Origin of the sequence: Pseudoalteromonas sp. T1lg75 (assembly GCF_002964705.1) — a bacterium.
In the GTDB taxonomy this organism is placed as follows: Bacteria; Pseudomonadota; Gammaproteobacteria; order Enterobacterales; family Alteromonadaceae; genus Pseudoalteromonas.
Map to the genome: position 1 here is coordinate 71,311 of NZ_PQCD01000033.1, position 14,325 is coordinate 85,635.

At 50.6% G+C, this 14,325-nt stretch carries 11 protein-coding genes; 4 read left to right on the forward strand and 7 right to left on the reverse strand.

Features of this window, described 5'->3' with window-relative positions; all coding sequences use genetic code 11:
* The 5 genes from C2M36_RS07040 to C2M36_RS07060 all read right to left on the reverse strand — a co-directional run bounded on the left by C2M36_RS07040 (position 1) and on the right by C2M36_RS07060 (position 4,663).
* On the reverse strand, positions 1–1,026 hold the full coding sequence (locus tag C2M36_RS07040) for a DUF2955 domain-containing protein (protein ID WP_105254315.1): 1,026 nt from the start codon (positions 1,024–1,026) through the stop codon (positions 1–3).
* Between the two features lie 16 nt (positions 1,027–1,042).
* Entirely contained in the window at positions 1,043–2,122 is a 1,080-nt protein-coding gene (locus C2M36_RS07045; RefSeq protein ID WP_234399111.1) for an HlyD family secretion protein, read from the reverse strand.
* Positions 2,119–2,586: a MarR family winged helix-turn-helix transcriptional regulator gene (locus C2M36_RS07050; RefSeq protein WP_105188857.1), complete on the reverse strand. Its 468-nt coding sequence runs from the start codon at positions 2,584–2,586 to the stop codon at positions 2,119–2,121. Before C2M36_RS07050 ends, C2M36_RS07045 begins: the two co-directional genes overlap by 4 nt.
* A 173-nt stretch (positions 2,587–2,759) precedes the next feature.
* Entirely contained in the window at positions 2,760–3,599 is an 840-nt protein-coding gene (locus C2M36_RS07055; protein WP_105254316.1) for a DUF4198 domain-containing protein, read from the reverse strand.
* The gene (locus C2M36_RS07060) at positions 3,596–4,663 is read right to left on the reverse strand and encodes a PepSY-associated TM helix domain-containing protein (protein ID WP_105254317.1); all 1,068 of its coding nucleotides are present in this window, start codon (positions 4,661–4,663) and stop codon (positions 3,596–3,598) included. The genes C2M36_RS07055 and C2M36_RS07060 overlap by 4 nt, the downstream gene beginning before the upstream one ends.
* A gap of 299 nt (positions 4,664–4,962) precedes the next feature.
* Here C2M36_RS07060 and C2M36_RS07065 point away from each other — a divergent pair, with 299 nt between their 5' ends.
* Complete coding sequence (locus C2M36_RS07065) at positions 4,963–5,886, forward strand: LysR family transcriptional regulator (protein WP_105254318.1); 924 nt, start codon at positions 4,963–4,965, stop codon at positions 5,884–5,886.
* A 317-nt stretch (positions 5,887–6,203) separates the two neighbouring features.
* Entirely contained in the window at positions 6,204–8,204 is a 2,001-nt protein-coding gene (locus C2M36_RS07070) for a tetratricopeptide repeat protein (protein ID WP_158678870.1), read from the forward strand.
* A gap of 145 nt (positions 8,205–8,349) precedes the next feature.
* Here C2M36_RS07070 and C2M36_RS07075 read toward each other — a convergent pair whose 3' ends face one another.
* Positions 8,350–8,763, reverse strand: coding sequence for a hypothetical protein (locus C2M36_RS07075; RefSeq protein WP_105254320.1), 414 nt, complete (start codon positions 8,761–8,763; stop codon positions 8,350–8,352).
* A gap of 356 nt (positions 8,764–9,119) precedes the next feature.
* Between C2M36_RS07075 and C2M36_RS07080 the strand changes: the two genes are divergently transcribed.
* Complete coding sequence (locus tag C2M36_RS07080; protein WP_105254321.1) at positions 9,120–10,250, forward strand: serine hydrolase domain-containing protein; 1,131 nt, start codon at positions 9,120–9,122, stop codon at positions 10,248–10,250.
* A gap of 241 nt (positions 10,251–10,491) precedes the next feature.
* The gene (locus C2M36_RS07085) at positions 10,492–11,958 is read left to right on the forward strand and encodes a DEAD/DEAH box helicase (RefSeq protein ID WP_105254696.1); all 1,467 of its coding nucleotides are present in this window, start codon (positions 10,492–10,494) and stop codon (positions 11,956–11,958) included.
* A 131-nt stretch (positions 11,959–12,089) separates the two neighbouring features.
* Here C2M36_RS07085 and C2M36_RS07090 read toward each other — a convergent pair whose 3' ends face one another.
* A complete protein-coding gene (locus C2M36_RS07090) occupies positions 12,090–14,126 on the reverse strand; it encodes a S9 family peptidase (protein WP_105254322.1) in 2,037 nt (678 codons plus the stop codon).
* Positions 14,127–14,325: the final 199 nt, after the last annotated feature.

The following is a 14,325-nucleotide window of genomic DNA, read 5'->3' on the forward strand; positions in this document are numbered from 1 at the left end:
CTAAAAATAGGTGTGATGGCGCGTCGCACTAAAGCGGTTGAGCAAGTGATGTATTAAATAAACCAGGCATAGGCTCACGGCGATGGCCACGCAGACCGAGCTAAAGCGATACAGGGCGCTGTAGATTAAATCCTGATCCGGTGCCAGTGACTGTCCGAACAAAATACCAAAGGTGGTGATCACGCCAAAGCCAATTCCCGGCAGCCCACCGCCAAGCACATGGTAGCGACTGAACACAAAGGTCAAGATCCACAGCACCAAGATCGGAAATAATAGAATCTGGCTGTAGTTAAACAACAGAATTTGCGCCCCCAATGCCAGGTTACAGCCTATCAAGGTGCCAATGATACGCAGCCAGCCCGCCATGCCCGCCGCCTTCCAACACAGCGGCAGGAGGATCAGGATAGAGGCGGCCTGAGCCGATACCGAGTCTTGTAAGTCCAAAACCTGAAACGTTATAAAAGATATTGTGGTGACGCTGGCACACAGAAGCACTTCATGACGCACGCTGGCATTGTCTTTCGCTGGACGCTGAGGCAGGGTGCGTGGTGTCACGTCCGGGAACAGCCAGTGCATCAAATAGGCGCTGCCCAAACTGACACTTACGGCCAGGACATTGCTAAAAATAAGCTCATACAGATCCATGCCCGCGGGGCTATAACTGGCGAAATGCCACTGAATCGACAATCCCACCACGCTGAGCGCACCGAATAAGAAATTCACGCCACGACTCATCTGGTAAAACAAAAAGGCAAAGACCAAAAATGCCGCCAACGCCATAAGCACAGGGTGAAACCCCAGCAGACCTTGCACTATCAGAACCGCAAAGGCACAAAAGAGCGCGCTGGCGACAAACTGGCGGGCAATATGGGCATTGATCACAGGTACCATTCCCAGCAGCAGCATGGGGTAAACGGTAAAAAAGATGCCCATGGGCCAGTTGAACAGCTTACTTAGGGTAAAACCCAGGGTCGCACCGCTGGCGATACGCAGCATTTGTCGAACATCGTTGGCAGTCAGCATCATAATTCCACCTCGCCCATCAATAGATGTAGTGCATCAGGCTAACGAATTTAATTTGCACCTTGGCGAGGGCGGCACGAATACCGCCGTCGGGAATAATCTGCACCGTAGCGCGGGAGCCGCTTGGTAAGTAGGTTAATTTAGCGTTCGATTGCGGCTCAAGTTGCAAATGGATGCGCTGGCGCTGTGCGTCGCGTACCCAGCGATTTGACGTTTCTACCTGAGCCAGGGCGCCGTTGGCATTAAGCTGACCATCGCTGGAGCCGGCGGCAAATTCGCTGACATGGGCGCTAAAAACCTGGCCCGGCAGGGCATCAAAGCTCACCAGGGCGGCCTTACCGATACTCACATGGTAGAGCGACTTTTCGCGAAAATCGGCGGCCAGATCCAGGCTGTTGGCAACCAGGCCTGTCATGGCCATGCCGGCCTTGGCATAGGTACCTGTGGTCACCTGCAGGTTGCTGATGACGCCATCATGGGGCGCCAGTACCTGGGTATAGCTTAGGTTCAATTGGGCCTGGGCCAGAGCGTTTTTAGCCTGTTGCAAGGCAACATTATTGTCGCCGTGCTCGCCGCGCTTAATCTTGGCAGCCTGGATTTTCGCTTTGATGGCGCTGACCTGCGACTTGGCGGTGGCCAGGCTGGCGGTGATTTCATCGCTTTGCTGCTCGGAAATCGCCTTGCTTGCGAGCAGGGCGGCGCTGCGCTTGTGTAAGCGTTGCTGTTCATTGTGCCTGGCCTCAGCGGCGCTTAAATCTGCGTTTAGGGCGCTGATGTCGGCATCGAGCTGCTGGTTTTGCAATTGTACCTGTGCCAAGGCTAACTCGGCCTGCTGTACCGCTAACTCGTAAGGTCGGGGATTGATGCGCATCAACAACTGGCCGGCTTTTACCTGCTCGTTATTACTTACTTCCACCATGACGATATCGCCGTTTACCTGGGGTGTGATCTGGGTTACCTGATGGTACACCCGGGCCTGTGGGGTCATCGGCATATAAAGGTCAGCGACGATAAAATAGCCAAAGCACACAATAAAGAAGGCAATGGCCACCTTTACGTAACGGGCAAATTGTTGGTCAGGGGTGCGTGGCTGGCTCACTCTCGTTCCTCCTGCATCAGGTTTAGTGCATTTTCTTCAAGTTGGAGCAATCCAAGGGCGAGGCCGTTGAGTTGCTCGTCGCTGAGATCCCGGTAGAGGTGAGTTTTGATCTCGGCTATACGGGCGCGCAGGAGCGCCATTTGCTGGTGTCCTTGCTCGGTAAAATACAGGCGCCGACAACGTTTATCCTGGCTATCGACTCGGCGTTCGATAATCTCGCTTTGCTCCAACTGCTTTAAGGTGCGCGTCAGGCTTGGCATTTCGATAGCCAAGCTGGTTGCTAGTTCGTGCTGGGTGCAGCCCTCACCAAGGTGCTGCATATACATCATGGCCGTCCACCTTGGCTGGGTAAAACCCAAGGGCTCCACCGCCACCGTGATCGCCTGCCGGCAGATACGGTGAACGCGACCCAGTTGCCCACACAGGCTTAAATCCAGGGTTTCATGAAAAGGGGTATCGGACATGATCAATAACCTCAACTTAGTTAGCATGCTAAGTATTTTAATTTAGTTAGCAAGCTAAGTAAATGTTGTTTGCTGCTTAAATCTATGTGCTAAGGCTAGCGTGTTGATAGGGAAATAAAAAAAGGGCTCACAGAAACGCTGTAAAGCCCGTTTACATAGCCAGTTATTGCTGCTTAAAGGGGAAGCACCTCGAATACGGCTACATAACTGCCCTGGCGAATGGTCGCCGGAGCCTTGCCTTGGTGGTCTTGATATTCGGCTTCAAGCCAGTACATGCCCGGCTCGGAGAATTCCAGGGTGACTTTACCGTTTTTGTCGGCGCTGAGCTCGGTGGCCACCTGCTGGTCGCGATAGCGCTCGTCCTGGCGTACCAGGGTGACGCTTGTGCCCGATGCGGCTTCGCCATCAATAAGAAATTGCATGGCGGCCGCTTCTCCCACGTATAAATCATTGGGGTGGGTGAGGGCATTCAATTCCAGGCCTTGCCCGCTGGGTGCAATGGCGTTGGCATTGGGTGCACCTAAGGTGACGAAGGTTTCCAGTCGACGAGCGACTTCACTGACTTGCAAATCCTTGGCGTTTTTCGGCACCTGCCGGGCGAATTGCTCCGCCGTGCCTGTTTTTCCTCTTCCAGGCCAGCTTTGGCGTTTTCCGTGCTCGTCTACCCAACGCGCCACGATAGAGCGGCTGGCGTTGAATACCCGATAGGTACCGGGCTCTGTGAGGTGCAGGTCGAACACGCTGCGATAACGCAGTTCGGCGCTGTTTTGCATGGCCACCGCCTTGCCATCGGGTCCCACGGCCAAGAGGCGTTGCAGTGGATAGGCATGATGATCCGGGTTGAAAATGCTATTGGCTATGGCCGCATCGAAGGTGATCCAGGCCTCATCTCCGGACACCACAGTGGTGTTCGGTTTTAACCACACCCGGTGGGCGTGGGCGTTGTGGCCGAATAAGACGCCGGCGCTTAGGCTGGCGCAAACAAGGGCGGGGAGTAATTTAGCTAGCTTCACTGGTTGGGCTCCATGGTTAGGGTGATAGTGCCGAGCTCGTGCTTTCCTTGCTCGGTGAGAGTGATCGATTCGCCGATGGGCAAGGTGATTGGCATACGCAGCAGCTCACGCCCACCCAACTCGCGGGCAGCTTCGATATTCAGGCTGTAACTGCCCGCAGGCAGTGCCGCTATATCCGCCTTAAATGGGCTTAAATCGAGCGTGACCTGACCCGGGCGGCGAGTGGCGCCGGTTACACCATCTACCGGTAGGTTTAGGCTGCGGCCGCTGCGACGCCACCATAGGCGTAAGTCTTTAAGCCATTTTTCGCCTTCGCGTTCGGCCATTTTGGTGTCGTACCAGAGCGCCAGGTTCATTACCGCCTTACCTTGCTCGTCGGCCAGCCAGATGGCGACATAGGGCGGGTGATACTCGGCCACAGTCAGTCTGGGGATCTCCACCTCTAGCTGACTTCTTTGTGCCGCGTGCGCGGGTATGGCCAGTACCAAAGCGGGAATACCAAGCCCCGCCAACACCAGGGGCCAGGTTGACTTGCGGCCCTTGGCATAGCGTTTAAGCAGCAAGAGGCCGGTCAGCGAAAAGACGATACAGGCAATGGAGAAGAGATCGAGAAACAGGCTCCACCAGATGCCTGTGTTGCGGCCCTTATGCAGGTCGTTAAAATAGGCGACCAGGCCGCGATGAGTCGCTTCCTGGTAAAACTCGCCCGTGTCCAGGGCCACGGTAAACCAGGAATCACTGCCCGCCTTAGGCATGGCGACGTAGAGCTCAAAGTCGCTCCACTGTATTTGCGCATTGGCGGCTAGCGTTTGCTTGGTTTGCCCTGTATACCAGGTGGCAAAACTTTGTGGCAGTTGCTCATGCTGATTGGCAGCGGCGAGCTGGGTTAAAATTGCACCGGGAAGCTGGGCTTCGAGTTGCGTTACTTGTGCCTGGCTTTCAATGCTGCCGGCGTGATTGAGGGTGATACCGGTGATGGCGAACAACAACATGCCGAATAGGCATACCGCCGAGCTTATCCAATGCCAGGCTTTGAGATCCCAAAGCTTACTGCGCTTAGCCACTTACAAACTCCAACTAGACGATGTAATAATACCAATTCACTTAAATAGCTAATCATTCTAGCGGGCTAAATATCATGCTCACGGCGTTGGAATTTATCTATGTAGAATAACTACATAAGAAAAATCCCGCCTTGTTAGCACATCATTTAACCAGCGCTATATCTGATCACATACTTAACAGAATTGGTATAAGGTATCGAATTAAAAGAAATGATATTCATTATCATTTAATGGTATGCTGGCACCATCTTTGGAGCAATTGGCTTTTGCTTAAAGCTGATATAAGAAATGCTTAATCTATGAATTCTAAAATAACTCGCGCCTTGCAAGTGTTTGTAAAAACGGTGGAGGCGGGCAATATGAGCCGTGCGGCGGAGCAGTTGAATATGACCGCCTCGGCGGTGAGTCAGCAGATCACCAAATTAGAGCAGGATATCGCACTGGGGCTGTTTAACCGCAACACCCGTAAACTGACGCTGACCGAGGCGGGGGAAATCTATTACGCCTCGGCGGTGCAATTACTGGCCACCGCCGAATTGGCACAACAGCAGTTGGAGCAGTTACAGCACACGCCTTCGGGGCGGCTGAAAATTGTTGCGCCCATTGGCTTTGGCGGCGGCCTGTTAAGCCAGCCCATTAAGCAGCTCACCGAGCGTTTTCCAAAAGTTGAGCTGCAATTAACTCTGACCGATGAACCCTTCGACATTATCGCTGCAGGGGTTGATCTTGCTATCTGTATAGGCCCTTTACACGACTCAACATTAATTGCCCGACACCTGGCCGACTGGCAATTGATCCCCTGTGTAAGCAGTGCCCACCCGCTCGCAGAAGTGGCGCCAACACAGCCCGATGCCTTAACCGGACACACTCACATTGGCCATATCAATAGCAAACGTTTTGCCCATACCTTAACGCATGAGCAAAACGCTGCCGCCTACGCACTGGATGAGCCGCGTTTGCTGGTTAACAATATGCAGGCGGTCATTCAGTTGACCTTGGACGGCATAGGCTATGGCATGCTGCCGGAGCCAGAGGTGCGTCATTTGCTTGCCGCCGGCAGGCTAAAACGTCTCTGCCCGCAGTGGCATTTACCCCATTACAGCGTGTACGCGGTCACCCCTCACCGCGATGCGGTGGCGGCCAAAACCCGCGCCGCCATCGACAGTCTGCGCAGCTGGTTTGAACAGGTCTCGGCTGATCCCCACTTGTGTGTGGGTGATTAATGAAGCCTTTGTAGCCTCTACTAAAATTATGATGCAAAGTTACTTTTTCATCGATTACTAGATACTTATTGTTGAGTACAAATTATCTTAAAAAGGAATTTTTAGCATCTTAACTGCAATACTCGTTAAATAGGGTAAATGGGTTATATTTAAGGCTGTACTAGCTGATAAATGAAGTCGACTTAACTGGTAAGAGGGAGTTCTTTCATCGTTAATACCCTGTGTAAGAACTTAATGCTATAGCAATTGTTTATTCTGTATCGATTCTAACAGTGTTAACTTGTTTAAAAGTGTGACTTGAATAAGGATGTTTGAAAGTGAAATCAACTCGCCTGATAACCGTATTTTTACTATTCCTCCCGTTAAAACTAATGCTATCTCAATCTGCGTTTGCTTCTGACAGTAGCATAGAAAAAAGCGCAAATGCGGAACGATTGCTTGCTTTGGGTTTACGTTATGAGAAAGCTGATGGTGTCGAACAGGACTACATGTTAGCTCGTCAGTATTATGAAGAAGCTATCGAAGCTGGTTCTGTAATGGCCATTCATAATCTTGGGGCGTTGTACAATTGGGGGTTGGGTGTGTCCGTCGAACGCCCTCGTGCTTTACAGTTATGGGAACAAGCCTCTGCCCAAGGCAATATGTACTCTTCTTTTAATATGGGCAATGCATTCTTAAATGGCAATGGACGGAATCAGGACACAATGAAGGCACTTGATTACTACATGCTTTCCTATGAACAAGGGTTTGATAAAAGCATTTGTCAATATGCTGAGGTTCTGCTCGACGTTAATGCCTCGAACTCAGAAAAAACCAGACGCTTACTTGAGCCCTTAGCTCGTGAAGGCAATACGCAATGCCTCAGCGCCCTTGTTGGGCTTCTGTATGACGATTTTGAGCAACACCAAGATGCGAAATCCCTTTTGTTTTGGACCGAGTTAGGGGCATCCAAGGGGTTGACTCACTCAACATTTGTATTGGCATTGATATATGATTTTGGTGAAAAGGGTGTCTCACCTGATGCAGAAAAAGCCAAATCTTACTACCTAAAAGCCGCTCAATTATCGCATGAATCAGCCTATGCAAACCTTGGTTTTATGTATGAATCGGGCAAGTTCGGCAACCCCGATGCGGTAATGGCTAAATACTATTATGAAAAAGCGGTTGCGATCGGATCACAGTGGGGTTTAAACAATTTAGCTACGTTTTATAGAGATGGTATTGGCAAGGTCATCGATTTTGAAAAAGCGTTTTCTTTATATACCCAATCAGCAAATATGGGGAATGCTTATGCCCATCGCAACCTAGGTATTATGTACCGCTTAGGAAAAGGCGTTACGCCAGATGCCTATTTAGCGGAAAAACACCTTATGAAATCTGTGGAACTAGGGTACCCACAAGCCCTCTTGGACACAGGGCTGCTTTATTTAGATAAGTCACTTCCCTTGTATGATAAAGCGACTGCCTTGATGTATTTTTACCAGGCTGTTGATAAACAAGTTCCCAACGCACTGGAAGTATTGACGGAACAATTTGCTGAAGAAGAGCGCGAATGGTTGGTTATGTCTCAAATTTCAGGACAAATAGCTTACGACCTTGCTGCACATTACCAAGCAAAAAGTAACCAAGTTGAGGCCTGTAAGTGGTTTTTAGTGGCCTTTAAACGTCACCAGGAAGATGCTTACCTTGACGTTATGCCCTGTGTAAAAGAGAGACAATATCCTGATATGCCTTATTTGGACCAACTCGATGTCGCGCGAGAATGGGCAGCCCATCAGAAATGGGATGCAAATTCGCTTATTGGTGAGTTGTACTTCTATGGGGAAACTGTCGATATAGATAAAGAGCAGGCTGCTAGCTATTTCCTGCAGGCACATGAACACAGCGGCGATGAGATTGCCCGCTACAAGTTGGGGCTCATGTATTTAGTCGGTGATGGTGTTGAGAAAGATGTTATGCAGGCTAAATATTTTTTCGAACTAGCCGCTAACCAGGGCTTGAGTGTGGCAGCATTGGAATTAGGAAAACTTTATCGTCATGGCAAAGGGGTTACGGCTGATGCAACCAAAGCTTTTGAGTACACGCGCAAAGCAGCAGAATATCTAGACAGCGGTGAGTCTGCGTTCTCTTTTGCCAATATGCTCTATGAAGGCTTCGGTCAGGAGCAAAATATTCGGCTTGCTATCGACTGGTATGACAGGGCTATTCAATTGGGCTATACAGATGCCTCCTGCCAGCTTAGCAGGGTGTTAGCAAGTCATTACGCTAACCCGGAAGAACAAATCCGTGCCGAGCAATTGAGGCAATGGTGTGACTAGCTTTATGAATACCAGTCCGAGTGCAAAAATTGATTCTGGCGGTTTCAGGTGGTGGGGAATGGATTTATATTCAGCCGCAAATTAACTGCGATTTTGAAGTTAGCCACCTTAGCAAATGCAATACTTGCCGCCGTCTTGGGAAAACCTAAGGCTGATTAATCACCTTTAAAATCGGGAACTTACTAAAGCCGAAGTTAAGCGTCAGTGTGACGATTTCTTTGCCGTTAAACTTGCGTTCGAACTTCATCGGGTTGATATGCTCGCAGTTGCCGAGAATGGCCACAAAATGTGTGTGATTAAGAGAGCGGCCGCCGCTTGAGCTGTTTTCTACGGTAACGATAACCTGGCGCTCGCCCTCGTCTGAGCTCATTGAGTAATAATCCAGGAGTTCAAACTCGTTTTGAAACGGGTGCAATTCTTTATCGTTCTCGCAATAGATTTCGCTGTTTTTAAACGGCGTATTATCCAGCCTTAGGGTCTTATCGGCGTCCTCGGTTTGCCCATAAGTCGATGCCATAAGCAGCGACAAAGCAAAAGCTTTTGTCGTTATGTTCTTCATAGATTCTTCCTTTTATTTAGGGTCTGTGAGCGACTGGGCTCGCGTTCGCTCTTTGCCGTTGCTGTGAATCACATATTGAAGTGACCTGCTCTTATCTTGGGGCATCTTCACTCTTTTATTACCTGTATTGATAACAAAGCATACGCACTTTTGCCAGCTTCGATTTTTATCGCAACACAGCTTCCTATTTGCACGCCCGGTGAGCTCTTTACGTTTGCGCACAGTTACTTTCGATTAAAAATGCCTTTACAATTCAACTGGCTAGATTCAGGATGCATGGTATGAACATAAGGTTGAAACAAGATATCAGCCTGACGAGGTTACATCATTATCGCTAATTGGGTTAAGGACAACGCATGGGTCTTCCTATCACCACCACACTTCTGAGCAGCACTTTGTTTTTGCTTAGCCCTAGCGGCTATAGCCTGGCCGACACAACACACAGTAAAGCCCCTTTACAGCCCGCCCAGGCGAGTGTGAAATCTCAAATGAAGTCACAAGTTCTAAGTGCCCTAAGCGCCACCATCAAAGCGCTGATTGATGATGCATCACAGCCATTTAGCGGCAGCGTGATTTTGCTTGAAGATGGCAAGGTGCAATTAACACTGCAAAAAGGCGAGGGGATTGATCAAAATTCCAGTTTTGTCGTGGCGTCCCTTTCTAAACAAATCACCGCCACCTTGGTATTGCGGGCGTTTGATGCCGGTAAGCTGGATTTAACGCGCTCACTCAATAGTTATCTTTTTGCGGATGAAACCAGCGGCGGCGCTAATCAAAATGCCGACAGATACGACGAGCGAATTACCCTGCATCATCTGCTCAGCCACACATCAGGCGTTGATGCTTTGGGTAAAGCCAATCGCTTTGCGCCCGGGAGCCAGTTTCAATATTCCAACCAGGGTTATGCCCTTTTAGGTCAACTACTTGAAAAGGTAAACAAGCAAGCATTCGCTGAGCAGGTGGCGCAATTCGCCAAGGACAATCAGCTTAATGCGCTGTACGCCAAAACAGGGAGTATTGAGCATATTCGTCGCAACCTGCCGACACTCGCCGTTGGCTTCGATGAAGCCGAGACGCTAATTCCTGCGAACATAGATATCGACGGATCCTTACTGCCTGGTGGAGGCTTGATAGCCTCGGCACCGACTTTTGCCTCGTTTGCGCATCAATTGCATTCCGGCGAATTGCTCAGCCCCAAGAGCTATGAACTGATGACGCGCGCGCATACCAAGATGGAGTTTTTCTGGCCGAACATGAGCTATGGCTATGGCCTAAGGCTCAACAGTGACGACGACCTTACAGAATACAGCCACACCGGATATTTACCCGGGTATATGTCCATGTCGCTTCACTATCCGGAATTTAACCTGAATCTTGTGATGCTGGAAAACATCTCCCTCAATCTAGTCGATATTAACCGGGTCATGGAGTTACATACTCAGATACGCGAGGCCGTTCGCGCTCATTTACTGCATAAAAAAGGCTAATTTTGGTCATCAGCTTGGAAGGGCATGTGCATTGAATTTGGCATCAATAGTGCCCATTGGGTGAGAAATAAGTGAAAAAGTGTGGGTTATCTTTGTAATTGTGGCCAGAGTCCTTTAATCTTCGCATCCGAAACCTTTTCTGGTGAAATAACCGTCAGCCGTATTTTGCCACCCATACCGAGTTTATATGACCAACAAACAATCAGCGCCAGTGACCACTTCTATTCAATCCGACGATAATATTCAATTTAGCGACCTAGGCCTGCAGCCACAACTACTGCAAGCGGTGGAGCAGCAGGGCTATAAGCACCCATCGCCTATTCAGGCCAAAGGCATACCCGCGGTATTATCCGGTAAAGATGTGATGGCGGCAGCGCAAACCGGCACGGGTAAAACGGCTGGATTCACCTTACCCATGCTGGAAATACTCAGTAAAGGCCAGCGTGCGCAAAATAATAATGTTCGCGCCCTGGTGCTGACACCCACGAGAGAGCTCGCGGCGCAGGTCGGCGAGAGCGTTGCAACCTATGGTAAGCAGTTAGCACTGAGTTACTCCGTGGTATTCGGTGGGGTGAAGATTAACCCACAGATGATGCAGTTGCGCCGCGGCGCAGATATCTTGGTTGCCACCCCAGGACGACTACTCGATTTGTATCAGCAGAACGCCATCAAGTTTAATCAGCTCGAAATGCTGGTGCTGGATGAAGCCGATCGCATGCTGGACATGGGCTTTATTCACGATATTCGCAAGATAATTAAATTGCTACCGGCAAAGCGTCAGAACTTACTTTACTCGGCGACCTTTTCCGATGAAATTCGCGATTTAGCCAAGACCATAGTGACTGATCCGCTCGAGATTTCAGTCGTACCGCCCAATACAACGGCGAAAACCGTTGAGCAGTGGGTGTATCCGGTCGATAAATCCCGTAAAACGGCCTTGTTGAGCCATCTGATAAAAGAAAATGATTGGCAGCAGGTACTGATATTTAGCCGCACCAAGCACGGTGCCAACCGTATTGCCCGTAATCTAGAAAATCGTGGCATCCCGTCGACGGCAATTCACGGCAATAAGAGCCAGGGCACCCGAACCAAGGCCTTGGCCGGGTTTAAAGACGGCAGCATACAGGCGCTCGTTGCCACGGATATAGCCGCGCGAGGCATAGATATAGATCAATTGCCCTGTGTGATTAACTACGATCTTCCCAACATTGCAGAAGACTATGTGCACCGTATTGGTCGAACAGGCCGAGCTGGGGCTTCTGGTTTGGCTATTTCTTTTGTGATTGCCGATGATGCCAAAGATCTAAATGACATCGAAAACCTAATCCAGCAATTGTTACCAAGAAAAGTAATTGCCGGATTTGAGCCAACGAATGAGTTGCCTGAAAGTACCCTCAAACCGCTTAAGCCAAAGAAACCGAAGAAGCCGAAAAAACCTAAAGTGAGTGTTGACGGCCAATCTCAGGCTTCAGAAAGTAACGCACAAAATGCGCCGGCTAAAAGCAAAGAACAAACCGATAGACGAGGTCACTCCCACCACGCTAACAAAGCGCGTCGTCGTCCTGCGAACTCAAACAACCAACGTAAGCAAAGTGGCGCAGGGAAGGGGCAAGGCCAAGGGAAGGGACAAGGTCAGGGTCAAGGCCAGGGTGAAGGTCAAGGCAGAAGAAGTAATCAGTCTCGAAATAGACGCCCTGCAGGCAGGTAATGACTTAATTGATTGACGTGTTTGTCGGAGGGTATTTCAGATCATATTTTTACTAACTCCATACAGCCGATAATGTTAAAAAAAGCGTGGTCACTTTGGTGAGCCACGCTTTTTTTTATGCCGATGTCAGGTTATTCGGCGTCTTTCTCGCCATGCTTTTCGAACCACCAAAGAATATACGCAACCTTGGCCATCAGGTTAGACGGGCGCGCGGTGATGCCGTGGGAGGCATCGGGAATACGTACCATGGCGGTGTCCACCCCTTGCAGCTTAAGGGCCTGATAAAACTGCTCGGTTTCCGAAATCGGCGTGCGGTAGTCGGCTTCGCCGGTAAGCAGCATGGTCGGTGTTTTTACGTTACCCACATAGCTAATGGGTGAACGCTCCATATAATGCTGCATATGATCCCAAGGTTTTCCCGGGAACCAATAATCGGTAAAGAAGGGATAGAAGTCAGCAGTGAGTACAAAGCTAAACCAGTTGATCACCGGCTTGGCAACCACGGCCGCGGCGAAGCGATCGGTATGGCCGACGGTCCAGGCCGTTAACACCCCACCGCCGGAGCCGCCGGTGACGAAGAGTTTATCTGTGTCGATAAAGCCCTTGTCGATAAGGGCATCCACTCCGGTCATCAGGTCGTCGAAATCATTGCTGGGGTAGTTGTGGTGTATGGTTTGCGCAAATTGCTTCCCGTAGGAGTCGCTGCCGCGCGGGTTCATATACAGCACCACATTGCCCTTAGCGGCAAAGAGCTGGGCTTCGGCGCTAAAATGCGGACCATAGTTGGCCACCGGGCCGCCGTGGATCTCTAAAATCAGCGGATACTGCTTGTCGGCATCAAATTCCGGCGGGTAGACCACCCAGCCCTGAATGCCCAGACCATCGTGCTTGGACTTTACCCACAGCTCTTCTACCTTACCCAGGGTTTTATCGCCCAACGCATCCTCGTTTAATTGTGTTAGGCGCCGGGTACTGCCGCGCTTATTAACGGCCACATCCGCAGGGCGCTGGGTGTCGGCCAGGGTAAAGGCCACATCACCGTTAGCGCTTACGTCAAAGTCGCCGCCGGAGTAGGGGCGGCCAAAAGAGACGCTGCCGATTTGCTCGGTGAGCACCTTACGCTTACCGCGCAGCGGCTGATAAGCCAGGGTGGTTTGGCCCTGATCGTCATAGCTAAAGTACAGGCCGCGGCCATTGTCCGCCCATTGGATCTGCTCTACCGAGCGGTCCAGATCGGCGGTGAGGCTTTGGGTGTCGGCGTTGCTTAAATCGCGAATATACAGCTGGGCGTTTTCATAGTTGGTGCCCTTATCGTCGTAACCCACGTAGGCAAGGTAGCGGCCATTAGGAGACACACTTGGGCTTCTATCCGGGCCATTACGGTCGGTTATTGCGTTGATTTCCTTGCTCTTTAAATCAAGGCTGTAGATTTCCGTGTTAATGGGTTTAAGGTCGTGCTCGCGGTGGCGGTTGGCGGCAAAATACAAGGTGTTGCCATCCTCGCTAAAGCTGAGGGCACCCCCGTGGTCAAAATCCCCCGAGCTTAACTGGGTGGCGTTGCCGCCGTCGGCGGGAATGCTGAACAGGTGGCTGTAGCCCGCCTTGCTGTAACCGGCGCCGTCGGCGCGGTAGTACACATCATCGATAAACACGGCCGGATCTGCCCATTGGGCGCCCTCGGGTTTACCCGGCAAGTTGACCGGATTTTTGGCTTTGGCGGGCACGAACATGCTGAACACCAGGGATTTACCATCCGGCGTCCAGGTCGGTTGCGATGGACTTTGGGTGAGATTACTGATTTTGCTGAGCGCACCCGTGCTTAACCATTTCACATAGAGCTGCGGGCTGCCGTCGCGGGTCGAGATAAAGGCCAGGCGATCCCCGCTCGGTGAAAGCACCGGAGCAAAGTCCTGATGCACGCCGCTGGTCACGGGCTGAAGCTGCTTAGAGCCGCTATCAACCTGCCAAATATTGCTGAACTTGCGGTCGGTTTTTATATCCATGCGGTTACGCACAAAGTAGACCGTCTCGCCGTCATCGCTGATGTCTATTTGATTGGCGTATTCGAGGTTAAATACGTCCTCAAGTTTTAGGGTGTGCGCGTCATTGGCAAACGCGCTCGGAGCCAGGGTCAGGCCAAGAGCATAGGCCAGATGGGTGAGCTTCATAATCGAACCTTAATGAAAGACTAGTCTATTACTTGTAGAGCGACACAGGTGGATTTGCAACTTAATACGTTGAACTTTATAGGCTTTAGTTTAAAAGGACTCGCCTGGGCAGCCATTTGGATGCAAACGTTAACCGCCATAGCGACGCGGTTAGACAGCAGCTGAGACCTTAAACTAAGAGCGGGGTCAATAAGAATCA

Excerpts from the sequence above, each read along its gene's own strand:
- C2M36_RS07040 (WP_105254315.1), bottom strand. The coding sequence starts at position 1,026 with ATGATGCTGACTGCCAACGATGTTCGACAAATGCTGCGTATCGCCAGC.
- C2M36_RS07050 (WP_105188857.1), bottom strand. The coding sequence starts at position 2,586 with ATGTCCGATACCCCTTTTCATGAAACCCTGGATTTAAGCCTGTGTGGG.
- C2M36_RS07065 (WP_105254318.1), top strand. The coding sequence starts at position 4,963 with ATGAATTCTAAAATAACTCGCGCCTTGCAAGTGTTTGTAAAAACGGTG.
- C2M36_RS07075 (WP_105254320.1), bottom strand. The coding sequence starts at position 8,763 with ATGAAGAACATAACGACAAAAGCTTTTGCTTTGTCGCTGCTTATGGCA.
- C2M36_RS07080 (WP_105254321.1), top strand. The coding sequence starts at position 9,120 with ATGGGTCTTCCTATCACCACCACACTTCTGAGCAGCACTTTGTTTTTG.
- C2M36_RS07090 (WP_105254322.1), bottom strand. The coding sequence starts at position 14,126 with ATGAAGCTCACCCATCTGGCCTATGCTCTTGGCCTGACCCTGGCTCCG.